Genomic DNA, 25,688 nt, shown 5'->3' on the forward strand with positions numbered 1-25,688 from the left:
AGAGAAAGGTCGATTATCGCAAATAGTATGTAAATGTACTATTTTGCGCCTGGGGCGCTAGTCTTCGTCCTCGCAGAGCGGCGTAATGCCCGGCAAGTTGCAGCTGGCGATGGCTGCGCACAGGGCGTCGATGGCGGCCTTGCGCGTAAAGCTCTTGCGCCACAGCATCACCACGCGGCGCGATGGCACGGGGGCGGCGAAGGGCCGGTATTCGAGCATGCCGTCGGTGGCGTGCATATTCGCAACGGAGGCGCGCGGCAAGACCGTCAGGCCGATGCCGCTGGCCACCATGTGGCGGATGGTTTCCAGCGAGGAACCCTCAAACGTGCGCTGCATGCCATTGCCGGGCGAGGAAAAACGCGCCATTTCGGGGCACACTTCCAGTACCTGGTCGCGGAAACAGTGGCCATTGCCCAGCAGCAGCATGGTTTCCGATTTCAAGTCTTGCGCGGCGATTTTCTCGCGCGCCGTCCATGGATGCTGGCGCGGCATGGCGACAACGAACGGTTCGTCATACAGTTCCTGCATGGCCATGCCGTGGTCGGGCAGGGGCAGGGCCATGATGGCCACGTCCAGTTCGCCCTGGCGCAGCAATTCGAGCAGGCGAACCGTGAAGTTTTCCTGCAAGATCAAGGGCATCTGCGGTACCTGGTCTATCATGGCCTTGACCAGCGGCGGCAGCAGGTAGGGGCCGATCGTGTAGATCACGCCCAGGCGCAGGGGGCCGGCCAGCGGATCCTTGTTTTGCTTGGCGAGTTCCTTGATGGCGGCCGTCTGTTCCAGCACGCGCTCGGCTTGCGCAATGATCTGCGCGCCCAGTGGCGTGACGGAGATTTCCGCGCCGCCCCGTTCGAACAGGACCACGCCCAATTCGTCTTCGAGTTTCTTGATGGCCACTGACAGGGTGGGCTGGGCAACGAAGCAAGCTTCGGCGGCATGGCCGAAGTGCTTCGCTCGCGCGACTGCAACGATATATTTCAGTTCAGTCAGTGTCATAGGTTGATTGAAACACAGGAAGTGCTTACTTGCAATGAATGAAAGGTGGCGCAAACGTGAAACTGTGGCGCCGATGGCGTATTGTAGCGGATCGCCCCCTATAATGCGGGACCGGGCAGCGAAGGGAGATGGCGATGGAATTGCACCTGCAGGCGCTGGAAGCGGCAATTAATTACTGGCGTGCCAGGCAACCGGCGCGCGGCAATGAATATGCGCTGTCGCCGTCCGTCAGCCGCCTGGCCGGCGTGTATGCGCTGATGATTTACTACCGGCAAGATCGCATCGCCGAAGAAGGGCTGGACCCGGCAGTCGTGGCCTTGATCGATGCCTGGCGCCGGGATGCCGGCGGCATCCAAGGCGATAGTCACGCCTGAGCGTGACCGTACGTCACCCTATTTAACCCAACAAGAGATATCCATGCCTGATTTTGAAAACAAACTGTGCGGCCGTGACGAATTGCGCGCCCGCGCCGCGGCCCTGCCGAAACCGATGGTGGTGACGAACGGCGTGTTCGACATTTTGCACCGTGGCCACGTAACGTATCTGGCGCAGGCGCGCGCGCTGGGCGCCTCGCTGATCGTTGCCGTGAATACCGATGCTTCAGTGAAACGCCTGGGGAAGGGCGATGACCGCCCCCTGAACAGCTGCGAAGACCGCATGGCCGTGCTGGCTGCGCTGGAAGCGGTGAGCCTGGTCGTGCCGTTCTCGGAAGACAGCGCCCTGGAAGTGGTGCAGGAGGTCGAACCGGAAATCTATGCCAAGGGCGGCGACTACGACATGGCGGCCATTCCGGAAGGCAAGGCCGTGCTGGCGTATGGCGGCCAGGCCGTGGCCATCGATTTCGAGCACGACCGTTCGACCACCAAGCTGTTGACGAAAGTGCGGACGCAGCAGGGCTGAGGAAGCTCGTCAATGTTTCCATACAGATAAAAAGACGTTACTATGAGAACTGCCAGGGCTGCGACCTCGTTTCGTCAGCCCCAGCACGTTCCACCGTCTGAATGCATTGCTTGTCATAGAAAATAAATGGATCATAAAACTTCTGGGGATTGGCCACTGCCCTCCGGCGCCTGGCACGTGGATGACGATGGCGCGTGGAGCATGCAGCGCAGCGCGGACGGCCAGAACGTCTCGCCCTTGGTGAGCCATGCCGATATCGGCAAGCTGATGCTCGCGCGGCGCCTGCCCGCAGCCGCCGGCGCGCCCGTGCGGCAATTTCCGCCCGAATTTTCGTTCGACCCCGCCTCGGGCGCGGCCTTGCAAGTGCCGCCCGACACGGCCGCCACGCCGCCCTGGGTGCCGCCCTACGGCGCATATCCCGTCAGCGACGTGCCGCCAGCGGGCCCGGCCGGCTTGCGCCAGGCCAGCGTGCCCCTGAAACTGGCCGACCAGCGCGCCCGCGAAGAGCATGCGCAAGCCGATGCTTCGCTGCCCATGCCGCCGCCCGGCGAATACGAATTCTTTTCCGCGCAGTTCGGCACCAGCGCACCTGCGCTGCTGGCGCTCGACCCGCGCAAGGCCGTCCTGCACGCCTGGCTGCCCGCCTCGAAACGCTGGCTGGCGCTGGACCCCGACTATGGTAGCTTGCTGGCCGAATCGGACCTGGCCCACGGCGCCTGGCGCGCCGAGCTGGTGCCGGAGTTCAACAGCGTGCTGGTCTTGCCGACCAGCCATGGCCTCGCCTGCATCCGCCCCGACGTGCCTTCGCTCACCTACGTGGTCGAGCATGTGGGCGGCGCGCCGTGCGCGGCCGCGCCCGTCTGGTTCCAGAACCGTTTGTGGGCGCCGCTGCGCGACGACGATGGCCGCATCCGCTTCGTCAACCTTGACGCGCAACAGAAGCCGGGCAGCGATGTGCTGCTCGACAGCATGGTTGAGCTGGGTACCGTCAGCGCGCCCGTGGCCTACAACCGCATGGCCGTGTGGCCCTGCGCCAATGGTCAGCTGCGCCTGCAATTGCAGCCGGACGGCAACGTGGCCGCTTCGTTTACGCCTTGGCCCGAAGGGCTGGTGCCGCATTTCGAATTCGGCAGCCCGTACGTGTCGCGCGATGGCGGCCTGTGGCAGCTGTGCTTCGAGCGTGGCCGCGGCACCTATGTCTACGTGAAACTGGGCGCGCAGTCCGAACGGGCCGACGCGCTGGCGCCGCGCCTGTGTTCGGGCAGCTTCAATTACCGCTTCGCCACCAAGCTGAAAACAGCGCCGTGGGAAGAGCCGGAACATGGCGACGATGGCGGCAAGAACCAGGCTGTCATGCCCTTGCTGGAATCGGGTGCCGGCAGCAGCGTCTTTGGCGTGAAGTTTGCCACCAGCGCCGGCTTGTCGAGCGTGCTGCGTTCGAACGAGCGCCTGGCGGCCCAGCTGGTACAGGACGATGAGTTGCGCGAAACCGTGTTTCATACCTTTGCCGTCAGCGAGCCGTGGCGCGTGCGCCTGTTTGTCCATGAAGGCACCTTGTGGGCGTATCACCCGCTGCTGTCGCGCATCGATGGCTGGGCCTTGCAGGCATGAAGGCGCGCGTCCTGATCGCGGCCGGCGCCGCCTTCCTCTCCTTCGCCAGCGCCAGCGTGCAGGCGGCCGGCATCCAGCAAGCGTTCCTCGTGCAAAACTCGGGCTGGATGGAGCCGTTTTACACGGATGAACATTCGCAACTGAAAGCCCTGGTGGGCGCCGTGGCGCAGGCCGCGACGAGCCCGTCCGACAAGGTCTATACGCTGGCCTTCAGCCAGAGCAGCGGCGCGCACGTGTCGCCGTCGCTGCTGGGGCAAGGGCAGGGCGGCGCGGGCGTGGCGGGACAGCTGGCCAATCTCGGCCTGGCGCGCAAGAGCGCCGGCGGCGCGCTGGCCGACACGGATTTCCAGGAAGCCGTCACGAAGACCATCACGGGGCCGTTCCAGTCCGCGTCCGGCATCGTGTGGATCTTTACGAATAACAAGAACAGCCCGAACAACGACAGCCAGACGGCCGAGCGCAACCGCGACTTTTACCGCTTGCTGCATCTGGAGCCGTCGATCACCAAGACGGTGGTGTTTCCACTGCGCATGCCCGTGCAGGGCAAGCTGTACAGCGCCAGGGGCTTGATGGTGTATGCACTGGCGTATGGCCAGCCGGCGTCCGAGGCGTTGACCCGCATCCTGGCCGAAGGGCGGCTGTCGCAAGTGTTGACGCGCCCGCCCGCGCGCCTGAAACCGGTGGACCAGGATGCCGTGCGCATCGTGCCCCAGTCCGTCAAGAACAGCGCCAACGTGCACGCCAGCCTGGGCCGCGACGGCCGCACCATCGTGCTCGACGTCGATGCGGCGAACCTGGTGCCGCAAGTGGTGCTGCAGGCGTCCTTGCAAAACATGTTTTTCCCGTACGTGATCGACAGCGCCAGGGTGCACGCCAGCCTGGCCGGGCAGAACGCGCCCTTGCACGTTGCGCCAGATCAAATCCGCCAGCTGCAGCCGGGCGCCAGCCAGTCCGTGCAGGTACAGTTTGCGCTGCCGATGGCGCAAATTCCGTCGCCGTGGTCGGCGCAGGCGATCGCCGCCATGGGCAAGCAGGTGATGCTGCCCATGCAGGCCCAGGTGGGCCTGTCGGAACAGCGGCTGGCGCTGGCGTCCAGCTTTGGCAAGGATTTGCAGGAATTGTTCCCTGGCGACCCGATATCCAGCATGTTTACGCCGCCCGACAGCGTGCGCGCCTCGCAGGCAACGATACCGTTGCTGGTGCGCATACAGTATCCGCTGCTGCCCGTGCTGGTGATACTGGGCGGCGTGCTGGCGCTCGTGCTGGGCTTGCTGGCGCTGGGCCTGGTCGGCACGCGCGCCACGCGCTACAAGGTGATGACCGACGGCGTGCAGCGGCAAGTGTTATTAAAACCATTTAAAAGCGTGCAGATCCGCGACGATGACGGCCGCGACATTGGCGAACTCAAGCGTGGCCTGGGCAAGCCGGCCGTCGTGCGCGTGGCCGAAGGCCATACCTTGACCCTGGCCTGAACACAGATTCCTTAAAAATTCCTTCCATTTAATAGAGGCATACCATGGCGCAAGACACTCCAAAAGACAACGCAGGTTTTACCTTGCCGGCCCCGGTAACGGCTCCGGCATCCGCACCACCGGCCGCCGACGCATCCGCGGCCAGCGCCGCCACCGCCACTGCCACCACGGAACCGGCGCCCGCGTTCGATGCGGCCGGGACGACCGATACCTCGTCGCGCGACACCCTGGTCGGCGGCGTGGTGCTGTTGCTGCTGTTTATCGCCTTTTTCTTTGCCAAGAATGCCTACGCGAATGGCCTGGTGGCCAAGCGCGTGCCGCCGAACAAGGCCAATGCCTCGGGCTGGTGGCTGTTCATCTTCCTGGCCAGCCTGGCGACCGGTGTCGTGCTGGCCGCCGTGAACGCGCATAAATTCCTTGCGCCACTGTTCATGGGACCGCTGGTGCTGGTGGGCCTGGTTGCCCTGTTGCTGACATTTACCTCCAGCCGCCGCTAAGAACACGCCGTTGCACGCATCATCGAAGGAATCACCATGGCAGAGAACCTGAACCAAACCATCACCGGCGGCGCCAGCGAGCGCAAGCAGGACAAGATCATCGAACTGCGCCCGACCCTGTTCATCGGCATCGGCGGCACGGGCATGCAGGTGCTGATGCGCGTGCGCCGGCGCATCCTCAACACCTTGTGGGGCGGCGCGGGCAACCGCACGCGCATCGAGGGCCTGGCCGACTTTCCCATCGCGCAATTCATCCATTTCGACCTCGACAATGGCGCCGTGATCGAAAGCGGCGAGTCGCAGGCGAAGGACTTGCAGTTCGACCAGGTGAAGTTCACGGACGACGACAAGGTGGTCGAATCGTTCGACATGGACAAGTACAGCCGCGATGAAGATTCCCTGGAGAAGTATCCGCACATTAAGGAATGGCTGCCGCTGACGCCGCAGCGCATCCGCGAACTGCGCTTCGACATGAGCAGCGGCGCCGGCCAGATCCGCGCCGTCTCGCGCCTGTATTTCTTCGACAAGTATGCCAAGATCCGCGACAAGATCCGCTTGAAACTGAAAGCCCTGAAAGCGGGCCTGTCGCACGAGCGCCAGCTGGCCGAACTGGGTTTGCGCATGGAAACGAACCGTTTCCGCATCGTCATCGTCGGTTCCGTGGCGGGCGGCACGGGTTCCGGTTCCTTCCTGGACATGGGCTTGCTGGCGCGCTGGCTGGCGCGCAGCGAAGTGGGCGCGGCCGACGTCGAGCTGATGCTGTTCTTGCCGACCGGCTACACCAAGGCCAACAAGGACCGGGTCGAAGCCAACGGCTACGCGGCGCTGATGGAACTGGAATCGGCCATGATGGGCAACAAGGGCTATGTGGGCCGCTGGGATGCGTATGACCGCCCGGAACTGACGCGCGAGCCATACAGCGAGGTTTACCTGATCGATTCGGGCAACCTTGCCCAGCAGCACACCAAGGATGTCAGCGACGTCTACCATATGGTGGCCGATTCGCTGTTCGAGGATTTCGCCTCGGCCGACTTCGCGCGCGCCAAGCGTTCGATCGCCGTCAACCAGGCGCAGCACAAGAACTCGCTGTACAACGCGCCCGTGCCGCAAGACCGCTTCGGCGACATGCGGCTGTATTTCTCGAAGCGCTTTTCCTCGTTCGGCATGGCCGTGCTCGATACGCGCCAGGAAGCGGCGCGCGACGAGCGGGCCCACCGCTGGGCCGGCGCCATGCTGCAAGCATTCTTTGGCGTGGGCGGCACGGATGCGGGCGCCAACCGTGCCACGGATACGCAGCGCGATAATTTCCTCGCTGCCAATATGTTCCTGAAGGGCACGCCGTTCAGCGATTTCCCCGAGTTTTCCGACAAGAGCATTGAACTGAAGCGTTCCAGCGGCGACTTCATCGATTTCCGCGTCGTCGACGAATTGCTGGAAGACCGCCATGGCCACTTGCTGGCCGGCGTGGAAAACCGCGTCAATACGCGCATCAACGATATCCGCACGGGCTTTGACCGCAGCGAATGGCCGGCGCAGGTGCGCGACGCCATGAAGCACCTGGAACGCGACGCCGTGCGCGACCAGGATTCCACGGCCGACACGACGGAAGACCGCATCAGCAAGCGCCGCCGCGAAGTGCTGGAAGACGTCAAGAAGGTCGTGCGCGACCAGCTGTATGGCTACCTGGACAACAAGGAATTCGGCGGCCTCGAATACGTGCTGTCGCTGGTGGAACAGATCAAGGACCGTATCGAGGCGCCGGGCAGCGGCTTGACGGCGCAGATCGGCAACAATGCCGAGCGTTACCGTGAAATCAAGGAAGCCGTGCGCTCGCGCGAATACGAGCGCCTGCTGAACAACCTGGAGCAGACGCGCAGCGCCTTCGGCTTCCTCAGCAATGGCGAAAAGCAGGCGGGCGTGGTGATGGACCATCTGCGCACGGAAATGGCGAATGCCCTGAAATTCCATTTGCGCGCCAAGGCGGCGGACGAGTCCGTGCTGCTGCTGGGCGAACTGTCGCGCTGGCTGGGCAACCGTATCGGCGTCGACGCACAAGGCCGCGCGCAGTGGAATGGCCTCGTGGGCGAGCTGCAAACGGGCCGCGAAGGCGTGCTGGCCATGCTGGCGGAATTGAAGACGGCCAATACCATCCTGCAAAAGGACCTGGACAAGGAACACGCGACCCTGATCGTCATTCCCGTCACGGAAAAAGACATTGCGCTGCCATCGGCGGCCACCTTGCGCCAGTGGGCCGATGAAGCGTTCAAGGACATGGGCGGCTCGAAAGCGCTGTTCCCCATGCTGGGCGAACCGGCGCAGCGGGGCTTGATCCTGGCCAAGGTCACGCGCATGGCGGAAAACATGATCGCCACGGCTGGCCTGGCCGAAGGGGCGACGAGCACGCCCGACCCGCTGTTCGAAGCGCTGGAACAGATGGATGTGTCCGAACGCCTGGACCGTTTCCGCAAGCTGCTGGCCTGCTCCATGCCGTGGATCGACGCCAACATGGCGGGCGATTTCACGGTCGTGTCGGACCAGTTCAAGTGCGTGATCGGCGTGGCCAACGCGGCCGCCTTCAAGGCGAAGTTCGGCGCCGAGCTCGAATCGTGCGTGCCGACCCAGGTGGGCATCACGGTGAGCCAGCTGGAAATCGTCGAGACGGGCATCCGCGGGCGTGCTGTCTGCTATTGCGAACTGGCCGGCGTGCCGATGACGGTGCTGCGCGGCCTGGAAGGCTGGCGCACCAGTTACCGCAAGGAAGGCGACAACGACAAGGCGCCGACCCATACGCACATCGATCCGACGCAATTCACGCACCCGATCGCGCCGAACACGGACGAGATGAAGCGTCTGGCGGAAGACTTCGGCGAATTCCTGCAAGCGATCATGCTGGGCGTGCTGACACGCCACACGGGCCGGGTCGTGCCGCCGGGCCAGTACCAGTTTGCCGTCGAACCGGGCGACTTGCGCCGCATCGGCAATGAACGGGCCATCCGCCAGAATGGCATGCCTGCCTCGTACGAGAAAAATATCGCCCTGCGCATCGAAGAAAAATTGACGGCGCTTGATGCCGTGCAGACGGCGGCCATGGCCGCGCTGGCAAAATACTACGAGCGGGGCGTGTATGCGCCCAAGCTGGTGGCGCAAGCCGATGGCTCGCAGCTGCCGTACATCGGTTTTGGCAGCGCCATTTCCGCCGAAGTGGGCGCGCGCCTGCGCGAGTCGGCGCGCCGCAAGGGCATGGCCAGCGACGAGCTCGACCACACGGTGCAAGCCTTGCTGGGACGGCTGAAGGAGTGGGCGAACGTCATCGGCGACTCCGACAGCGATGCCTACGACTGGGAAGTGCGCGAGCCGGAAGCGGACGGCCAGCCCCGCCTGAAATATGCGATCAAGGGGGAAATGCTGGAAGCGGGGCGCCTCGAGCAATTGCTGCGCCCGGCAGGTGCGGCCGCTGCCCCTGCGGCAACCGCGTTCGGCATGCCACCACCGCTGGGCGGCATGCCGCCGCCGCTGGTGGAATACCAGTATTTCCTGGGTATCAACGGCCAGCAGCAGGGACCGTTCACGGCCCAGCAGATCGTGCAGTACGTGCAGGCAGGGCAAGTCGCACCAAGCACCACCAAGGTGTGGCGCGCCGGCTTGCCGGCCTGGGCCGACCTGGCCCAGTTCCCCGAACTGGCGCCTTTGTTCCTCGGCGCGCCGCCACCGTTGATGCCGCCGCCTCTGTGAACGCTGGAATGACGTTGGAATGAAGGATTAGTTTTGGATATCTGCAACAAATGCAAGACGGGCCTGTGGACCGTTGTCAGCCATTGCCCGTACTGTGGTCACGCGGTGGCTGGCGCTGTCCGGGCAACTGCGGCCGTGCCGCCGCCGCTGCCTGGGCCAGCGCCGGTACCAGCGCCCCCGCCGGTAGTGCCCAAGCCGCCGCCCGTGCCCGTGCCTGTGGCGCCTGTGCCGACGCCGAAACCGCCGCCGGTGCCGGTGTCCGCGCCGGCTGCCGTGCCGCCGCCAGCGCCGCCGAAGCCGGCCCAGCCGAAAGCCGTGCCGAAGCCCGTGCCGGCAGCTCCACCTGCATCAACCGAAGCACCGCCACCGCCACGCAAGTGGCTGCGCTGGCTGGGCGGTATTGCCGTGCTGGCAGCCGTCATCGTCTACATGAATGGCAAGCCGGGCGGAAAGAATGAGTCGGCCTGCAATGACGCCATCGACAGTGGCTTGCAACTGGTGGCGAATGGCAGCCTGGACGGCGCCCGCCAAAAGCTGGCGACGGCGAAGAGTGTGTGTACGGGCAAGTCCAGCGCCAAGGCGGACGACTTGCAGGCGGCCATCGGCAAGGCGGGCGCCGCATCGGGCAGTTGCCAGCGGGGCGTGCGCGGCATCGAGCGCAACATTGATGGCCGTCAATTGCAAAGCGCAGCCAAGGGCATTGCCGCGCTCGACGCCGATTGCGCGGGCGCTGCCAGCGTGGATTCCCTGCGCAAACAGCTGGCGCGCCAGCAGGCGGCAGCCGCGTCCGTGCTGGTGGGAGTGCGCCAGGCGCTGGACGGCAAGGATGCGACGGCGGCAAGGAATGGCATCGCCAGGCTGGAAGCGATCGACCGCGAAGTGCTGGAATTGCCGCAGTTGAAGGCCGACGTGCAGGCGCTGTCGGCGGCCGCGGAGCCTGCCCCGGCGCCCGTTTCAGTCCCGGTGCCAGCGCCGATGCCAGCAGCGCAGGAACCTGCGCCCGCGCGCGCGGTCGAACGTTCAGCGGTGGCCGAACGCCGTCCGCCGGAAACGTCGCCCGTCGATAGCGGCGCAGCCATGCGCAACGAGATGGCGCAATCGTTCTTGCGCGATGCCGAGCGTTCTTTGCTGGAAGGGAAGTTCGATGCGGCCAAGACGTATCTGGAAAGCGCGCGCCGCGTCGATCCGGGCAATGCGCGCATCGACAATCTGTCGCGCCGCATCCGCGAGCGCGAACGGCAAGTGCTGCAGACGGAAACAACGATCAATTAGCTATCTGGGGAATCACCATGCTGAACCACACCACCTTGCGCGCAGCCGCTGCGCTGACCATTGCGGCCATGCTGGCCGGCTGCGCCACGGCGCCGATGAACCCGAACGGCGTGCGCCAGGACAGTTCCTATCCGCAGGGTGGAAGCCAGGCGGCCACGGATGAGGACCCGTGCAGCATGGGCGCGACGGCGGCTGCCGGCGCGGCCGTGGGTGCGCTGCTGGGTGCGCTGGCGGGCGGCAAGAATAGCGCGCTGAAGGGCGCGGCCATCGGCGGCGGCCTGGCGGCGGCCGGTTGCCTGGCCATCAATGTCAATTCGCGCCAGACCAAGACGGCGGCGCAGGCGGACCGCGACTACATCCGCACACGCGGCGCGCTGCCGCGCGAACCGCAGGTGGTGTCGTACACGCCGCAGCTGAGCGCATCGACCGTCAAGCGCGGCCAGCCGTTCAAGGTTAATTCGGTGGTGGAGCTGGTCAACGGCAGCGCGCAAAGCGTCAACGACGTGCGCGAAGAGCTGGTGGTGCTCGACCCGCAAGGCCAGCCATTCAAGTCCGGCTCGAAAGCCCTGGCCAGCAACAACAAGTCGGGCGGGCGCTTTGAAAACTCGTTCGAGCTGACCTTGCCGGCCGGCGTGTCGCAGGGCGTGTATGGCGTCAAGACGAATCTGTACGTGAACGGCAAGCTGGCCGCCACGCGCGACCTGCGCACGCAGCTGGTGATGCTGGACGTGGATACGGGCGTTGACGCGCAGCTGGCGCTGCGCTGATTGCCGTATGCAAACGCGTAGGTCGGATTAGCGGGGTAAAGCCCCGCGTAGTCCGACAACGCCACTAACGCCAACAATGTTGTCGGATTACGGCCCCTTGGGCCTGATCCGACCTACGCACCGCCCTGGTAGCCATGCTGGCGCCAGGCTTCGTAGACGACGACGGCCACCGTATTCGACAGATTCAAGCTGCGGTTGTCCGGGCGCATCGGCAGGCGGATGCGTTGTTCGGCCGGAAAGCCGTCGCGCAGGGCCGGATCCAGGCCTTTTGTTTCCGAGCCGAACACGAACACGTCGCCCGGCAGGAAGGCCACGTCGCCGAACGGGCGCGAGCCGCGCGTCGTCATGGCGAACATGCGGGCCGGGTCGGGCTGGGTGTCGGCCAGGAATGCTGCCCAGTTCTTGTGCACCTTCATCTTGGCGTAATCGTGGTAATCGAGGCCGGCGCGCTTCATCTTGGCATCGTCGAGCGGAAAACCCAGCGGTTCGACCAAGTGCAGCTGCGCGCCCGTGTTGGCGCACAGGCGGATGACGTTGCCCGTATTGGGCGGGATTTCAGGTTCTACCAAAACAACGTGAAACAAAATGCTCTCCTTGGGTCTGTCTGTATCTAATATATAGCGAATTCAATGCGGCGGCGTGCGCGCCACCACCAGTATGCTGACCCTGGCCGCGCCTTCGCTCTTGCAGGCGGCGGCCAGCGCGTTGACGGTGTGGCCGCTGCTCATCACGTCGTCGACGATGCCGACATGGCATCCTTGCAATAATGGCGCGTGTTCCGGCGCGATGGCGAACGCGTGCGCCAGGTTGGCTTGCCGTTCCTGCGGCGCCACGCCGCTTTGCGCCCGGGTTTCGCGCACCCGCAGCGCCAGGCGGGGCTGTAAATGCACGTGCAGCAGGCGCGCCAGCGGGCGGGCAATTTCCAGCGCCTGGTTAAAGCCCCGTTCGGCCAGCCGGGCCGGGCCCAGCGGTACCGGGCACAGCAACTGCGGCGCCTCCCAATCTGGTTGTTGCTGAATGGCAACATGCAGCAATTCTGCCAACAGGGGCGCCAGCGCCAGGCGCGCGCCGAATTTCAGCTGCAGCAGCAACTGGTCGACGGGCGCCGCATAATCAAACGCCGTGACGGTGGCGTCATACGCGGGCCGCAGGCGCAAGCAGCGTCCGCACAGCGTTGCCACATCGTCGAGCGGATTGGCGCACTGGCGGCAGCGGGGACGTCCTTGCGTCAGATATTGGGCGCGGCAGGGCGAACACAGCACGTCCGGGCAGCCCATGCCGCACAGCGCGCACTGGGCCGGCAGCACCGTGGCGCCCAGCCACAGGCGCAGCGCCTGCCACGCGGCATCAAGGCGGTGCTGGGTGGCGGTCCGCATCGCGATGGCGTCGTTCCATGTACACTGCCGACATTATCTCACCTCACCCGATTCAACATGCCAGTTCCCACCAGTCCGCCCAAAATGAGTGCGCCCATCGATGCGGTGCAAGTACGCGATTTCTTTTCCCGTCCGGCGCGCATCGCGCCGTCGGACTTTCTGCGCCGCGAAGTGTCGGCACGCATGCACGAGCGCCTGGAGTTGGTGAAAATCACGCCGCACCGTGTGCTTGACGCCGGCTGCGGCCCCGGTGCGGACCTGGCGCAGCTGCAAAAGGATTATCCCGCCGCGCAGATTATCGGTCTCGATGCAGCGCAAGCGATGATGCAGGCGGCGCGCGCGCCCGCGTCGAAACTGGCCAGCCTGAACCAGTTCCTCAGCAAACTGCTGCCGGCCAAGGCGGGCGTGGATCTGCTGTGCGGCGACCTCGGCGACCTGCCGCTGGCGCAGGGCAGCATCGACCTCGTGTGGTCGAACCTGGCGCTGCACTGGCATGCCCAGCCCGACCGCGTGTTTGCCGAATGGCGGCGCGCGCTGCGCCTCGATGGCTTGCTGATGTTTTCCTGTTTCGGTCCCGACACCTTCCGCGAAGTGCGCGACGCCTTTGCCGAGGCCGATTTATATCCGCACGCCTTGCCCTTTGTCGACATGCACGACTTTGGCGACATGCTGGTCGAGACGGGTTTTTCCACGCCCGTGCTGGATATGGAAATCATCACCGTCACCTACGATACGGCGGAAAAACTGCTGGCGGACGTGCGCGCCTTCGGCGGCAATCCGCTGACCACGCGCCGGCGCGGCCTGATGGGCAAGGCGGCCTGGCAGCGCATGCTGGCCGCGCTGGAAAAGATGCGCCGTCCCGACGGCAAGCTGGGCCTGAGTTTCGAGGTGATCTATGGCCACGCCTTCCGTCCCGCGCCGCGCGTGACGCGCAATGGCGAGGCGATCATCCGCTTTGATTTGCCGAGAAAGCCCAAATAAAAGGCTAAAGAAACCGACACTTGGTCGCATTCGCGCATGGATGCAGCAGCAAGCGTTGCAAAGCGCGCGGCGGCCAGGAGAAGGGCGCGCACAAAGCCGATTATTGCTTGATGGATTCAAGTTTACTTGATTATAATCGTTGATTGTTTGTCAGCTTGCTAAGTAGAAAAAACAAGGGCTGCATACAAAATAAAAAAAACAAAGCAAGACTAATTCGAAGTTACTGCATTAGTATAGTAACCATCTTCCACACAAGGCCATTTCAGTGTGGGGAAGAAAAACAGGGTTCCAGCATGGTTGTGCGCCGCCGTTTTTGCTGCGGCAGCCAGCATGGAATTCGCTGGTGCTTGACGCACATGGCCGTATTCTGGCCGTGTTGCTTTCATGGAGGAGCGGCAGCGGTCCAGTACGGAGAAGTCCGCAGCCGTTTAAAATATCATTATTTTTGGGTGGTTGGGGAAAACATGACACATGCAAAGCGACTTCAATCGTTGCTGCTCGGGCTGTCTTTGACAGCGTTTGGCATCGGGCGATGGGCCACGGCGGCACCGGCTGCCGGCACCTATCCCGGCACCGGCGGTCCCGTGCCGTTCGAAATGAATCTGCAACCGCCGGCGACACAGATCGCCCATGAAATCTACGATTTGCACACCCTGATGATGATCATCTGCCTGGTGATCTTCGTGGCCGTGTTCGGCGTCATGTTTTATTCCATCTTCAAGCACCGCAAGTCCCTGGGCCACAAGCCGGCCACTTTCCACGAAAGCACCACCGTCGAGATCGCCTGGACCGTCGTGCCTTTCCTGATCGTCATCGGCATGGCCCTGCCTGCCACGCGCACCGTCGTCGGCATGAAGGACACTTCGAACGCCGACATCACCATCAAGGCCACCGGGATGCAGTGGAAATGGGGCTATGACTACCTGAAAGGCGAGGGCGAAGGCATTTCCTTCCTCTCCAACCTGGCCACGCCGCGCTCGCAAGTAGGCGCGCCAGGCGTGCCGCCGACGGAAAAGCGGGGCGAAAACTACCTGATCGAGGTCGATAACGAAGTTGTCGTGCCGGTCAACAAGAAGATCCGCGTGGTGCTGACGGCCAACGACGTCATCCACGCCTGGTCCGTGCCCGCCTTCGGCGTCAAGCAGGATGCGATTCCCGGCTTCGTGCGCGACACCTGGTTCAAGGCCGACCATATCGGCACCTTCCGCGGCAATTGCGCCGAGCTGTGCGGCAAGGAACACGCGTTCATGCCCATCGTCGTCAAGGTGGTCTCCGCCGACGACTACAAGGCCTGGGTTGATGTAAAACAAAAGGAAATGGCGGCATTGGCTGATGATCCAAGCAAGGTGTGGACCATCGACGAATTGAAGGTCAAGGGCGAGAAAGTGTATGCGGCCAACTGCGTGGTCTGCCACCAGGCGACAGGCAAGGGCGTGCCAGGTGCATTCGCGCCGCTGGACGGCTCGGCCGTGGTGAACGGTCCGAAAGCGGAACAGATCCATGTCTTGCTGAACGGGCAAAAGAGCGGCAAGTATCCGGCGGAAATGCCAGCCTGGAAACAGCTGTCCGACACGGAAATTGCCGCAGTGATCACTTACACGCGCAATACCTGGTCGAACAAGGCCGAAGAGAACATCGTTCAACCAGCCGAAATCGTGGCTGCACGCAAGTAATTAGGAGTCGCATATGAGTACTAGCACGAGCACTAGCACCTTGGACCACGCCGGTCACGATCACGACCATGCCCACGATCATCCCACTGGCTACCGTCGCTGGCTGTTTGCCACCAACCACAAGGATATCGGTACTTTGTACCTGTGGTTCTCGTTCATCATGCTGCTGTCGGGCGGCGTGCTGGCCCTGATGATCAGGACGGAACTGTTTCACCCAGGCTTGCAATTCTTTCACCCGGAATTTTTCAATCAACTGACCACCATGCACGGCCTGGTGATGGTGTTTGGCGCCATCATGCCAGCCTTCGTCGGCTACGCCAACTGGATGATCCCGCTGCAAGTGGGCGCGTCCGACATGGCCTTTGCCCGCATGAACAACTTCTCGTTCTGGCTGCTGCCACCGGCCGCCATCCTGCTGGCCACGTCCTTCCTCGTGCCGGGCGGCGCCACGGCTGCCGGCTGGACCCTGTATGCGCCGCTGTCGACGCAGATGGGCCCCGGCATGGACATGGCCATTTTTGCCATGCACCTGATGGGCGCCTCGTCCATCATGGGTTCGATCAACATCATCGTCACCATCCTGAACATGCGCGCACCGGGCATGACCCTGATGAAAATGCCGATGTTCTGCTGGACCTGGCTGATTACCGCCTATCTGTTGATCGCCGTCATGCCCGTGCTGGCCGGCGCCATCACCATGACCCTGACGGACCGCCATTTCGGCACCTCCTTCTTTAACGCGGCAGGCGGCGGCGACCCCGTCATGTACCAGCACATCTTCTGGTTCTTCGGCCATCCCGAGGTCTACATCATGATTCTGCCGGCCTTCGGCATCGTCTCGCAGATCCTGCCGGCGTTTGCCCGCAAGCCCCTGTTCGGCTACGCGTCGATGGTCTACGCTACCGCTTCCATCGCGATCCTGTCCTTCATCGTCTGGGCGCACCACATGTTTACCACCGGCATGCCGGTGACCAGCCAGCTGTTCTTCATGTACGCGACCATGCTGATCGCCGTGCCGACGGGCGTGAAAGTGTTCAACTGGATCGCCACGATGTGGAAAGGTTCCATGACGTTCGAAACGCCGATGCTGTTCTCGGTCGGCTTCATCTTCGTGTTTACCATGGGCGGCTTCACGGGCCTGATCCTGGCCGTCACGCCGATCGACATCCAGCTGCAGGATACCTATTATGTGGTGGCGCATTTCCACTACGTGCTGGTGGCCGGTTCGCTGTTTGCCCTGTTCGCCGGCTTCTACTACTGGTCGCCGAAATGGACGGGCCACATGTACAACGAGACGCGCGGCAAGATCCACTTCTGGCTGTCCCTGATCACGTTCAACGTGACCTTCTTCCCGATGCACTTCCTGGGCCTGGCCGGCATGCCGCGCCGCTACGCCGACTATCCGGCGCAGTTCACCGACTTCAACATGATCGCCTCGATCGGCGGCTTCGGTTTTGGCCTGATGCAGGTGTACTTCCTGTTCTTCGTGGTCTTGCCGACCATCCGCGGCGGCAAGGCTGCGCCAGCGAAACCATGGGAAGGCGCGGAAGGCCTGGAATGGACCGTGCCGAGCCCGGCGCCTTTCCACACGTTTGAAACGCCGCCGACAGTGAAATAAGGTATCCCGGGCCGGCGTGTTCCGCGGCCCGTCTTGAATAAAGTGCCTGTCATGACCGAACGTAAAAAACCGAACAACCTGCGTACCGGGCTGATACTGGGGGCTCTGGCGGCCTTCTTCTTCCTGTCCGTATTCGTCAAGCGCATGTGGCTCTGACGTGACGACGCCCGACCAACAGGAAACACGCGGCCTGAACCGCAAGATGCTGGGCAAGCTGCTCGTCATTGCCGTGCTGATGTTCGGCTTTGGCTATGCCCTGATTCCCGTCTACAAGCAGATTTGCGAAGTGATGGGCATCAACGTGCTGACGCAAAAAGATGGCACGGTGGCCTATGACAACAATACGCAGGTCGACACGACGCGCAGCATCACCGTCGAGTTCGACGGCAATGCACAGGGGCCATGGCGCTTCCGCCCGACCGTGTCGAGCATGCAGGTGCATCCGGGCGAACTGGTGACCGTCATGTATGAAGTGGTCAACACGCAAAACCGCGTCGTCAACGCGCAAGCCATCCCCAGCTACGCGCCGCAGAGCGCCACGCCGCATTTCAAGAAGGTCGAGTGCTTCTGTTTCAAGCAGCAGACCTTGAAACCGAAGGAAGCGCGGCAGATGCCGGTGGTGTTCTTCCTCGATCCGGCCCTGCCGAAAGAGGTGAAAACCATCACCCTGTCGTACACGTTTTTCGAGATAGCCGGTCTGAGCCAGGCTCAGACGCCGGCCGTCCAATAGGAGAGTGGCATGGGCGAATCCAAGCAGCCTGAAAAAGCGTCGTTCCTGTATTCGCTGCGGGCCGTCGTGTGGTCATTCACGGGACTGCGCCGCAAGAGCGATTTCGACACGGATTCGGCCAAGCTCAACCCCGTGCACATCGTCATCGCCGGTTTCCTGGTGGTGGCTTGCCTGATCGGCATATTGATTTCGATTGTCAAATTCGTCGTTTTATAAATTATAAAAAACCACCCTATAAGTTTTTGAGGAGATGATGATGAGTTCCAACCACGCCGCCGTACCTTATTATTTCGTGCCCGGCCCGTCGCGCTGGCCCATGCTGGGCGGCGCCAGCCTGCTGCTGACCATGATCGGCGCCTCGGCCTGGGTCAACGACGTTTCCTGGGGCCCGTACCTGAATTACCTGGGCCTGGCCGGCATCCTGCTGGTGCTGTATTTCTGGTTCGGCGACGCCATCAGCGAATCGGAACAGGGCCTGTACAGCGAGCGCATAGACCACTCCTTCCGCTGGAGCATGAGCTGGTTCATCTTTTCGGAAGTCATGTTCTTCGCCGCCTTCTTCGGCGCCCTGTTCTACGCGCGCAGCATCTCCATGCCGTGGCTGGCCGACCTTGACCACAAGGTGATCTGGCCCGATTTCGCCGCCCACTGGGGCAATACGGGCCCGGCTGGCACGGTGCAGGAATTCACCACCATGACGCCGTTCTGGATTCCGACCATCAACACCGCCTTGCTGCTGCTGTCGGGCGTGACCCTGACCATTTCGCACCATGCGCTGCGCGCCGGCCACCGCGGCATGACGGCCCTGTTCCTGTTCGCCACGATCTTGCTGGGCGCCATCTTCATGGGCTTCCAGGTGTATGAATACATCCACGCTTACAGCGAACTGAACTTGAAATTGACGTCGGGCATCTACGGCGCCACCTTCTTCATGCTGACGGGTTTCCACGGCTTCCACGTGACCCTGGGCGCCATCATGCTGTCCGTCATCCTGTACCGCGTGCTGAAAGGCCACTTTACGCCCGAGCACCACTTCGGCTTCGAAGGTGCCGCCTGGTACTGGCACTTTGTCGACGTCGTCTGGCTGGGCCTGTACGTGGTCGTGTATTGGTTATAATGGCGGGGCAGGGCGCGCGTTGTTGAAGGGCGCGCCGGCACCATAAAAAAAGCCGTACCGGGACATCCTGGGTACGGCTTTTTTCTTAGTCTGAAGAATTTGCCAATCAGGCAAGAAGCTTAGTGTATGCCCGTCGGCTGGATATAGCCGAGCTTGTGCGCCAGCAGGATCAGCAAAAACAGGGTGATCGACAAGCCCACGCGCAGGGCCAGCGCTTGCACGGTGCGGTTGCTCTTGCCCTTGTCGCGCATGAGGAAGAACAGGGCCGAGCCCAGGCTGCCCAGAATCAGGATGAAGGCAATGGCAACGAGGATTTTCATGGATGGTAGCGCCTGGCTTGAGGAGGTTTCATTGTAATGCGTATCCGCTTCCATTTTAGATGGATTCCATTTGTTGTAATGCTGCTACTGGTGGCCCTGGGGTGCTCTTTGGCGCAATGGCAGCAGCGCCGTGGCGACGAGAAAGTCGCCCGCGCCGCCCGGCTCGAGGCGGGCAATCTGGCCGCACCGCTGGCATTGACGGCCGCGCCCATGCTGCCGGCCGATGCGCAAGCGATCGAATATCGCCGGATCACCGTCACCGGCCATTTCGTGCCCGCCTGGACCGTGTACCTGGACAACCGCCCCTACAAGGGCCAGGCCGGTTTTCACGTGCTCAAGCCATTCCAGATCGACGGTTCTGCCATGCACGTGCTGGTGGCGCAGGGCTGGTTGCCGCGCAACAATGCCGAGCGCACGCGCATTCCCGATTACGCCACGCCGGCCGGCACGGTGACGATTTCCGGCATCGCGCGGCTGAACGCGGGCCATGTGATGGAACTGGGCACGGCACCGGCCCTGGCGCCGCACGCCATCGTGCAAAATGCCGATATCGCCCAGCTGGCCCAGGCGAGCGGCCTGGCCTTGCAGCCATTTATTCTCGAACAAACGGCTGATTCAGTGGATCCTTCAGCGATGGCGCCAGCATCAGGCCAGCTTCCCGTGCGCGACTGGCCGGCGCCCGACCTGGGCGCCGACAAGCACCGCGGCTATGCATTCCAGTGGTATGCACTGGCACTGATGGCCTTTCTATTTTTTGTCTTTACAGGATTTCGACGTGCAAACAAACAGCCCTGACACAACGCAAGACAGCAGCAATAAACAGGCACAAAATACGGGACGGTGGAAATTGCTGGCCGTCGTGGCCGTGTGCGCGTTTCCCATCATCGCCTCGTATTTCACGTATTACATCATCAAGCCCACGGGCCGCAACAATTACGGCGCCCTGATCGACCCGCGCTTGCACCCGATACCGGAAGCGCAATTGCAGGTGACGGAACTGGACGGCAAGGCGGCACCGTTGGCGCAATTCAAGGGCAAGTGGGTGCTGCTGCAAACGGGGCCATCCGATTGCCAGGAAGCATGCAAGAAGCAATTGTTTGACATGCAACAACTGCGCCTCATGCAGGGCAAGGAACGCGAACGCCTGGAACGGGTCTGGCTGGTGACGGATGCCCAGCCGCTCGACACCCTGGTGATGCGCGAATTCGACGGCACCAGCATGCTGCGCGTCAATAACGACGCCTTGAAAGCGTGGCTGCCCGTGGAGCCGGGCGGCAAGACCAGCGACCATTTTTATTTGATCGATCCGCTGGGCAATCTGATGATGCGCTTCCCGAAAGACGCGGACCCGAACAAGATCAAGAAAGACATCGCCAAGCTGCTCAAAGCTTCGGCGATCGGTTGAGGAGTCTGCATGCCGACGATGCATCTCTCCGCGCTGGCCCAGCTGGGCTTGACGGGTCTGCTGGTGGCGCTGCTGCCGCTGACCATGGTCTGGGTGTCCGCGGACGCCAATAAATACCGCAAGCTCGTGTGGATCGCCGTCTTCCTGACGGTCGACCTGATCATGTTTGGCGGCTTTACGCGCCTGTCCGATTCCGGCCTGGGCTGCCCGGACTGGCCAGGCTGCTATGGCTCGGCCAATCCTTTCCTCGCGCATGAGCACATCGTGGCGGCGGAAACCCTGATGCCGACGGGGCCCGTCACGGTGGTGAAGGCCTGGATTGAAATGACGCACCGCTACCTGGCCATGGCCATCGGCGTCTTGATCGTGGCGATGATGGTGCAGGCGTGGCGCCAGTGGAAGAAAAGCAAACGCGAGGAATTCGCTCCCGCGCTGCCGACGGCGCTGTTTTTGTTCGTCTGCCTGCAGGGCGCGTTCGGCGCCTGGACCGTCACCCTGAAGCTGCAGCCGGTGATCGTCACCATCCACTTGCTGTTGGGCATGGGCTTGCTGGCCATGCTGACGTGGCTGGGCGGACGTCAGGACCATGCCGTGGCGCCAATCAAGCGCGCCGATGCGGACGCTGCCGTGCTGCGCCCCGTGCGCGCGCTGGCGATCTTCTCGCTGGTGCTGTTGACCGTGCAGATCGCGCTGGGCGGCTGGGTGAGCACCAACTACGCCACGCTGGCCTGCACGGATTTCCCCCTGTGCGGCGGCAAGGTGATTCCGGAAATGGATTTCGAGCATGGTTTTCATCTGTGGCGCGAACTGGGCAAGACGGCCGCCGGCCATTATTTGCCGTTTTCCGCGCTGACGGCCATCCACTGGGTGCACCGCAATTTCGCCTTCATCGTGCTCGCTGGCATCGGCTACACGGTGTTTCGCGCGTGGAAGCTGCCGTCCTTGCGCGGCACGGCCCGCTGGGTGGCGCTGGTGCTGGCACTGCAGGCGGCCACGGGCCTGGCGACCATCTACCTGAGCTGGCCATTGTCGATTGCCGTCATGCATAACGGCGGGGCGGCGCTGCTCGTGTTATTGCTGACCATGTTAAACTACAAGGCTAAATTCCAACTCGATGTAGCGCGGAAATCTGCTTCCGCCGCCGCGCCAGTGCCCTCGGCACCAGCCAGTCCTTCCCGTATCGCATAAATGACTACTCAGACCATCAGCCGTAAACCATCCCCCCGCATCGCCCAGTATTGGGCGCTGACCAAGCCCCGCGTGACGCAACTGGCCGTATTTTGCGCCGTCATCGGCATGTTCCTGGCCAGCGAGGAGTTGCCTGACTGGCATGCGGTGGTGTTCGGCACCATCGGCATCTGGCTGCTGGCCGGCGCCGCGTTTGCCGTCAACTGCCTGGCCGAGCGCGAAATCGACGCGCGCATGGCCCGCACGGCGCGCCGCCCGATGGCCATGGGCGACATCACGGTGAAACAGACGGTGGTATTCGCGCTGGTGATCGGCGGCCTGGGCATGGCGATCCTGTATCACCTCGTCAATCCGCTGACCATGTGGCTGACCTTTGTCACCTTTGTCGGCTACGCCCTGATCTATACGATGGTGCTGAAACCGGCCACGCCGCAAAACATCGTCATCGGCGGCCTGTCCGGCGCCATGCCGCCCGCGCTGGGCTGGGCCGCCGTCGCCAACGACGTGCCGATGCAGGCGTGGCTGCTGGTCCTGATCATCTTTGTCTGGACGCCGCCGCATTTCTGGGCCCTGGCCATGTACCGCCGCGACGATTACGCGCGCTCGGGCTTGCCCATGCTGCCCGTCACGCACGGCTTGAAGTTTACGCAATTCCACGTCTGGCTGTACTCGATCGCGCTGGCCGCCACCACCTTGCTGCCGTATGCCGTGCGCATGAGCGGCCTGATCTACCTGGCTTCGGCCGTGGTGCTGAACGCCGGCTTCCTGTACTACGCGTGGAAGATGTACCGCCACTACACGGACTTGATCGCGCGCAAGGCCTTTACGTTTTCCATCATCTACCTGGCCTTGCTGTTCGCGGCTTTGCTGGTCGACCACTACATTCCTCTCGGCACATGAAAAAATACCTGACTCTGTTGCTGGCGGCCGCGCTGGTCGCCGTCCTGGCCGGCTGCGGCAAGCCTGCCGCGCCGAAGCTGGCCTTCAAGAACACGGACGTGACGGGCCTCGGCTATGCGCGCGAGTTCGCGCTGACGGACCACACGGGCCACCCGCGCACCCTGGCCGACTACAAGGGCAAGCTGGTGCTGATGTTCTTCGGCTACACGCAATGCCCGGACGTATGTCCCACCACCATGGCCGACATGGCGCAGGTGATGCAGGAAATGGGCCCACAGGCGGACCAGGTGCAAGTGCTGTTCGTCACCGTCGACCCCGAGCGCGACACGCAAGCCTTGCTGGCCGAATACGTGCCGGCCTTCGACAAGCGCTTCGTGGGACTGCATGGCGATGCAGCCGCGACGGCCAAGGTAGCCAAGGAATTCAAGGTGTATTACGCCAAGGTCGAGGGCGAGACGGACGAGAGCTACACGGTCGACCACACGGCCGGCACCTATGTCTTCGACCGAGAAGGCAAGATCCGCCTGTTCGTGCGCCACGGCGAAAAGCCTGCCGCCATCGCGCACGATCTTAAACTTCTGCTATCCTGACCTGATCGCGCCCCCCGGGCGCCATCTTCAGGATACGCAGTACATGGATAAACGTTTCGAGCCGCACGCCCGCCTGGCAGCCATCATCTTCCTGTTGATCGGCTGCTTTTTCGTCTTGCGGCCCTTCCTCGCGGCCATGCTGTTTGCCGCCTGCGTGGGCATTTCCAGCTGGCCCCTGTATCTGCTGCTGCTGGAGCGCCTGAAAGGCCGGCGCAACTGGGCGGCCGCCATCATGACCCTGTCCTTGATCCTGGTCATCGTGCTGCCGCTGGCCCTCGTCACCTACAACCTGGCCGACAATGTGTCGCGCATCTATGAACAGTTGCGCACGGCGCTGGAGTCGGGCGGCCTGCATCCGCCGGCCTGGCTGGCCAGCATTCCGGTGGTGGGTGAAACCATCGCTGGCTACGTGGAGCGCCTGCTCGCCGACCGCGAGGAATTACTGAACTTGGGCAAGACGATGCTGGAACCGGCGCGCCATTTCCTCGCTTCCGGCGGCATCCTGCTGGGCACGGGCCTGGCGCAGACCAGCCTGGCCGTGTTCGTCAGCTTCTTCCTCTACCGCGATGGCCAGCAGCTGAGCCGTGCCCTGATGACGGGCGCCGGCCGCATCATCGGCGACAGCGCGCCGGGCGTGGGCCTGACCATCAGCCGCACCGTGCGCGGCGTCATGTACGGCTTGCTGGGCACGGCGCTGGCGCAAGCCCTGGTGGCCGTGGTGGGTTTCCTGATCGCCGGCGTGCCGGCCGTGGCGCTGCTGGGCGTGGCCACCTTCATCTTTTCGCTGATTCCCGTGGGCCCGCCCTTGATCTGGGGCGGCGCCGCCATCTGGCTGTTCAATGACGGCCAGACGGGCTGGGGCATCTTCATGCTGGTGTGGGGCGGTTTGCTGATCAGCGGCGTGGACAATGTGGTCAAGCCCATGCTGATCAGCCGCGGCAGCAGCCTGCCGTTCCTGCTGGTGCTGCTCGGCGTGCTGGGCGGCGTGCTGGCCTTCGGCTTCGTCGGCATTTTCATCGGGCCGACCCTGCTGGCGGTACTGTACAGCTTGCTGCAAACGTGGACGGTGGGCGAGACCACCGTGCCGCAGGGAAAAGATACCCTGACGAGCAAGAAGTAATCAGTCGCGCAAGTCCGCGTCGAGGTCCCGTTCCTGCTTCGGGATCACCTTGATCAGCACGATGCGGGGTCCGTTCATCTTCTTGACGACGATGTCGAAGTCGACAAAGGTGATGCGCTGGCCCTGCTTCGGAATGTCGCCCAGCTTGACCATGATCAAGCCGCCCACCGATTCCACGTCGTCCAGCCCCAGTTCCTCGTTTTCGATATCGATGCCGAGGATGCGTTCGAGCGAGAAGATGGGCAGGCTGGCCTTGCCGATCAGGGTACCGTCGCTTTGCTTGAGCCAGTCGTTTTCATTGCGGCGGAATTCATCGCGGATTTCGCCGACCATGGCGCCGAGCAAGTTATCCAGGGTGATGAAACCCAGCGGGCGCTTGCCCTTTTCGCCGATCAGGGCGAAGTGGGGCGCGCCGTCGCGGAAGCGGCGGAACAGTTCCAGCGCCGGCGTGCGCGCGGAAATGATGTCGACGGGACGCAGAAACGGCGTGAGCGAGGTGATTGGTTTGCCCGCCTGCTGCGCGAAGAACAGGTCTTTCAAGTGCACCACGCCCAGCACGTCGTCTTCATTCATGTCGAAATACGGGTAGCGGCTGAAGCGGTTGCGCAGCACCGTGTCGAGGTTTTCTTCCAGGGTGTTTGAAGCGTGCAGGGCGATCACTTCATTGATCGGGCGCATCAGGTCCGACACCGTCATCTGTTCGAAATCAAGCGATTGCGCCAGGATGTTGCGCTCGTCGCGCGTGAATTTCTCGCCCGGCTGGCTGGTGCGCAGGATCAGTTTCAGCTCTTCGGACGAATAATGGGCGTCGTGGCCGCCCTTGCCGGACAGGCCCGCCATGCGCAGCACCCAGTTGGCGCTGGCGTTGAGCAGGTAGATGGCCGGATACATGGCCCAGTAAAAACCGTACAGGGGAATCGCGCTCCACAGGCCGACGGCTTCCGGGTTGCGGATGGCCATCGATTTGGGCGCCAGTTCGCCCACGACGATATGCAGGAAGGAAATCACGCTGAAGGCAACGACAAACGAGACGCCGTGGATCAGCTCTTGCGAGGTGACGCCGATGGCGCCGAACAGCGGTTCGAGCAAGCCGGCAAACGCCGGTTCGCCGACCCAGCCCAGGCCCAGAGAAGCGAGGGTGATGCCCAGCTGGCAGGCGGACAGGTAGGCGTCCAGCTGGCCATGCACCTTGGCCAGGATGCGGCCTCGCAATCCCTGTGTCTTGGCGATGGCGCGGATGCGTGTGCGCCGCAAGGTGACGATGCCAAATTCGGCGGCAACAAAAAAACCGTTCAGCGCGACCAGGAAGAGGGCGAGCAGGACTAGCAAGACATTGTGCATGGGGGCGCTGAAGATGGGCTGTAAAAACGACATCTTAAACGACGAAGGGCGCCATAGCCTAATTTAGCCGCGCTCGCCGCCC

General features: G+C 63.0%; 26 protein-coding genes. 21 read left to right on the forward strand and 5 right to left on the reverse strand.

Annotated elements, in window-relative coordinates:
* Nucleotides 1–57: 57 nt before the first annotated feature.
* A complete protein-coding gene (locus O3297_RS27465; protein WP_305051075.1) occupies nucleotides 58–996 on the reverse strand; it encodes a hydrogen peroxide-inducible genes activator in 939 nt (312 codons plus the stop codon).
* Nucleotides 997–1,130: 134 nt separating this feature from the next.
* On the opposite strand from O3297_RS27465, the gene O3297_RS27470 reads away from it, so the two are divergent.
* From O3297_RS27470 to O3297_RS27505, 8 genes are all read left to right on the forward strand, one after another.
* Entirely contained in the window at nucleotides 1,131–1,370 is a 240-nt protein-coding gene (locus O3297_RS27470; protein WP_034785368.1) for a DUF3717 domain-containing protein, read from the forward strand.
* 43 nt (nucleotides 1,371–1,413) lie between these two features.
* On the forward strand, nucleotides 1,414–1,896 hold the full coding sequence (gene rfaE2 / locus O3297_RS27475; RefSeq protein WP_305051076.1) for a D-glycero-beta-D-manno-heptose 1-phosphate adenylyltransferase: 483 nt from the start codon (nucleotides 1,414–1,416) through the stop codon (nucleotides 1,894–1,896).
* A 126-nt stretch (nucleotides 1,897–2,022) separates the two neighbouring features.
* Nucleotides 2,023–3,507 carry a hypothetical protein gene (locus tag O3297_RS27480; protein ID WP_305051078.1) on the forward strand — a complete coding sequence of 495 codons (1,485 nt, stop codon included), beginning with the start codon at nucleotides 2,023–2,025 and terminating at the stop codon, nucleotides 3,505–3,507.
* On the forward strand, nucleotides 3,504–4,979 hold the full coding sequence (locus tag O3297_RS27485) for a hypothetical protein (RefSeq protein ID WP_305051080.1): 1,476 nt from the start codon (nucleotides 3,504–3,506) through the stop codon (nucleotides 4,977–4,979). The genes O3297_RS27480 and O3297_RS27485 overlap by 4 nt, the downstream gene beginning before the upstream one ends.
* 44 nt (nucleotides 4,980–5,023) lie before the next feature.
* Nucleotides 5,024–5,476, forward strand: coding sequence for a hypothetical protein (locus tag O3297_RS27490; protein WP_099390023.1), 453 nt, complete (start codon nucleotides 5,024–5,026; stop codon nucleotides 5,474–5,476).
* Between the two features lie 36 nt (nucleotides 5,477–5,512).
* Nucleotides 5,513–9,208, forward strand: a complete 3,696-nt coding sequence (locus O3297_RS27495; RefSeq protein ID WP_305051083.1) for a tubulin-like doman-containing protein — start codon at nucleotides 5,513–5,515, stop codon at nucleotides 9,206–9,208.
* A gap of 204 nt (nucleotides 9,209–9,412) precedes the next feature.
* Nucleotides 9,413–10,480, forward strand: a complete 1,068-nt coding sequence (locus O3297_RS27500; protein ID WP_305051084.1) for a hypothetical protein — start codon at nucleotides 9,413–9,415, stop codon at nucleotides 10,478–10,480.
* Between the two features lie 17 nt (nucleotides 10,481–10,497).
* Nucleotides 10,498–11,247, forward strand: coding sequence for a hypothetical protein (locus tag O3297_RS27505; RefSeq protein WP_092612900.1), 750 nt, complete (start codon nucleotides 10,498–10,500; stop codon nucleotides 11,245–11,247).
* 113 nt (nucleotides 11,248–11,360) lie between these two features.
* Here the strand turns inward: O3297_RS27505 and trmL are convergent, their stop codons facing one another.
* A complete protein-coding gene (trmL, locus tag O3297_RS27510) occupies nucleotides 11,361–11,831 on the reverse strand; it encodes a tRNA (uridine(34)/cytosine(34)/5-carboxymethylaminomethyluridine(34)-2'-O)-methyltransferase TrmL (RefSeq protein WP_034784868.1) in 471 nt (156 codons plus the stop codon).
* A gap of 42 nt (nucleotides 11,832–11,873) precedes the next feature.
* Nucleotides 11,874–12,623 carry a ComF family protein gene (locus O3297_RS27515; protein ID WP_305051086.1) on the reverse strand — a complete coding sequence of 250 codons (750 nt, stop codon included), beginning with the start codon at nucleotides 12,621–12,623 and terminating at the stop codon, nucleotides 11,874–11,876.
* A gap of 84 nt (nucleotides 12,624–12,707) precedes the next feature.
* On the opposite strand from O3297_RS27515, the gene O3297_RS27520 reads away from it, so the two are divergent.
* The 7 genes from O3297_RS27520 (at nucleotide 12,708) to O3297_RS27550 (ending at nucleotide 18,742) form a co-directional block, all read left to right on the forward strand.
* Nucleotides 12,708–13,604: a methyltransferase domain-containing protein gene (locus tag O3297_RS27520; protein WP_052140371.1), complete on the forward strand. Its 897-nt coding sequence runs from the start codon at nucleotides 12,708–12,710 to the stop codon at nucleotides 13,602–13,604.
* A 464-nt stretch (nucleotides 13,605–14,068) separates the two neighbouring features.
* Nucleotides 14,069–15,277, forward strand: a complete 1,209-nt coding sequence (gene coxB, locus O3297_RS27525; RefSeq protein ID WP_034784872.1) for a cytochrome c oxidase subunit II — start codon at nucleotides 14,069–14,071, stop codon at nucleotides 15,275–15,277.
* 13 nt (nucleotides 15,278–15,290) lie between these two features.
* A complete protein-coding gene (gene ctaD / locus O3297_RS27530; protein ID WP_034784874.1) occupies nucleotides 15,291–16,895 on the forward strand; it encodes a cytochrome c oxidase subunit I in 1,605 nt (534 codons plus the stop codon).
* Nucleotides 16,896–16,946: 51 nt separating this feature from the next.
* Nucleotides 16,947–17,051, forward strand: a complete 105-nt coding sequence (locus O3297_RS27535) for a cytochrome oxidase small assembly protein (RefSeq protein ID WP_211551746.1) — start codon at nucleotides 16,947–16,949, stop codon at nucleotides 17,049–17,051.
* A 1-nt stretch (nucleotide 17,052) separates the two neighbouring features.
* Nucleotides 17,053–17,625, forward strand: coding sequence for a cytochrome c oxidase assembly protein (locus O3297_RS27540; RefSeq protein ID WP_034784875.1), 573 nt, complete (start codon nucleotides 17,053–17,055; stop codon nucleotides 17,623–17,625).
* 9 nt (nucleotides 17,626–17,634) lie between these two features.
* A complete protein-coding gene (locus O3297_RS27545; protein ID WP_034749002.1) occupies nucleotides 17,635–17,841 on the forward strand; it encodes a DUF2970 domain-containing protein in 207 nt (68 codons plus the stop codon).
* A 40-nt stretch (nucleotides 17,842–17,881) separates the two neighbouring features.
* A complete protein-coding gene (locus O3297_RS27550) occupies nucleotides 17,882–18,742 on the forward strand; it encodes a cytochrome c oxidase subunit 3 (protein WP_034784877.1) in 861 nt (286 codons plus the stop codon).
* A gap of 119 nt (nucleotides 18,743–18,861) precedes the next feature.
* Here the strand turns inward: O3297_RS27550 and O3297_RS27555 are convergent, their stop codons facing one another.
* A complete protein-coding gene (locus tag O3297_RS27555) occupies nucleotides 18,862–19,062 on the reverse strand; it encodes a twin transmembrane helix small protein (protein WP_034748996.1) in 201 nt (66 codons plus the stop codon).
* A 36-nt stretch (nucleotides 19,063–19,098) separates the two neighbouring features.
* Between O3297_RS27555 and O3297_RS27560 the strand changes: the two genes are divergently transcribed.
* The 6 genes from O3297_RS27560 to O3297_RS27585 are packed head-to-tail and all read left to right on the forward strand — an operon-like array spanning nucleotide 19,099 to nucleotide 24,265.
* Nucleotides 19,099–19,857 carry an SURF1 family protein gene (locus O3297_RS27560; RefSeq protein ID WP_305051087.1) on the forward strand — a complete coding sequence of 253 codons (759 nt, stop codon included), beginning with the start codon at nucleotides 19,099–19,101 and terminating at the stop codon, nucleotides 19,855–19,857.
* Nucleotides 19,838–20,467, forward strand: a complete 630-nt coding sequence (locus O3297_RS27565) for a cytochrome C oxidase subunit I (RefSeq protein WP_305051089.1) — start codon at nucleotides 19,838–19,840, stop codon at nucleotides 20,465–20,467. The genes O3297_RS27560 and O3297_RS27565 overlap by 20 nt, the downstream gene beginning before the upstream one ends.
* An 18-nt stretch (nucleotides 20,468–20,485) precedes the next feature.
* Nucleotides 20,486–21,655: a heme A synthase gene (locus O3297_RS27570; RefSeq protein WP_034785373.1), complete on the forward strand. Its 1,170-nt coding sequence runs from the start codon at nucleotides 20,486–20,488 to the stop codon at nucleotides 21,653–21,655.
* The gene (cyoE, locus tag O3297_RS27575; RefSeq protein WP_070258805.1) at nucleotides 21,656–22,555 is read left to right on the forward strand and encodes a heme o synthase; all 900 of its coding nucleotides are present in this window, start codon (nucleotides 21,656–21,658) and stop codon (nucleotides 22,553–22,555) included. It begins immediately after the preceding gene.
* On the forward strand, nucleotides 22,552–23,145 hold the full coding sequence (locus O3297_RS27580) for an SCO family protein (protein ID WP_305051090.1): 594 nt from the start codon (nucleotides 22,552–22,554) through the stop codon (nucleotides 23,143–23,145). The genes cyoE and O3297_RS27580 overlap by 4 nt, the downstream gene beginning before the upstream one ends.
* A gap of 43 nt (nucleotides 23,146–23,188) precedes the next feature.
* Nucleotides 23,189–24,265 (forward strand): AI-2E family transporter, encoded by a 1,077-nt coding sequence (locus tag O3297_RS27585; RefSeq protein ID WP_034784887.1) that lies wholly within the window; start codon nucleotides 23,189–23,191, stop codon nucleotides 24,263–24,265.
* Here O3297_RS27585 and O3297_RS27590 read toward each other — a convergent pair whose 3' ends face one another.
* A complete protein-coding gene (locus O3297_RS27590) occupies nucleotides 24,266–25,606 on the reverse strand; it encodes a hemolysin family protein (protein ID WP_034785374.1) in 1,341 nt (446 codons plus the stop codon).
* Nucleotides 25,607–25,688 lie beyond the last annotated feature (82 nt).

It is taken from the genome of Janthinobacterium sp. SUN128, from assembly GCF_030587275.1.
GTDB classification, from domain to species: domain Bacteria; phylum Pseudomonadota; class Gammaproteobacteria; order Burkholderiales; family Burkholderiaceae_D; genus Janthinobacterium; species Janthinobacterium lividum.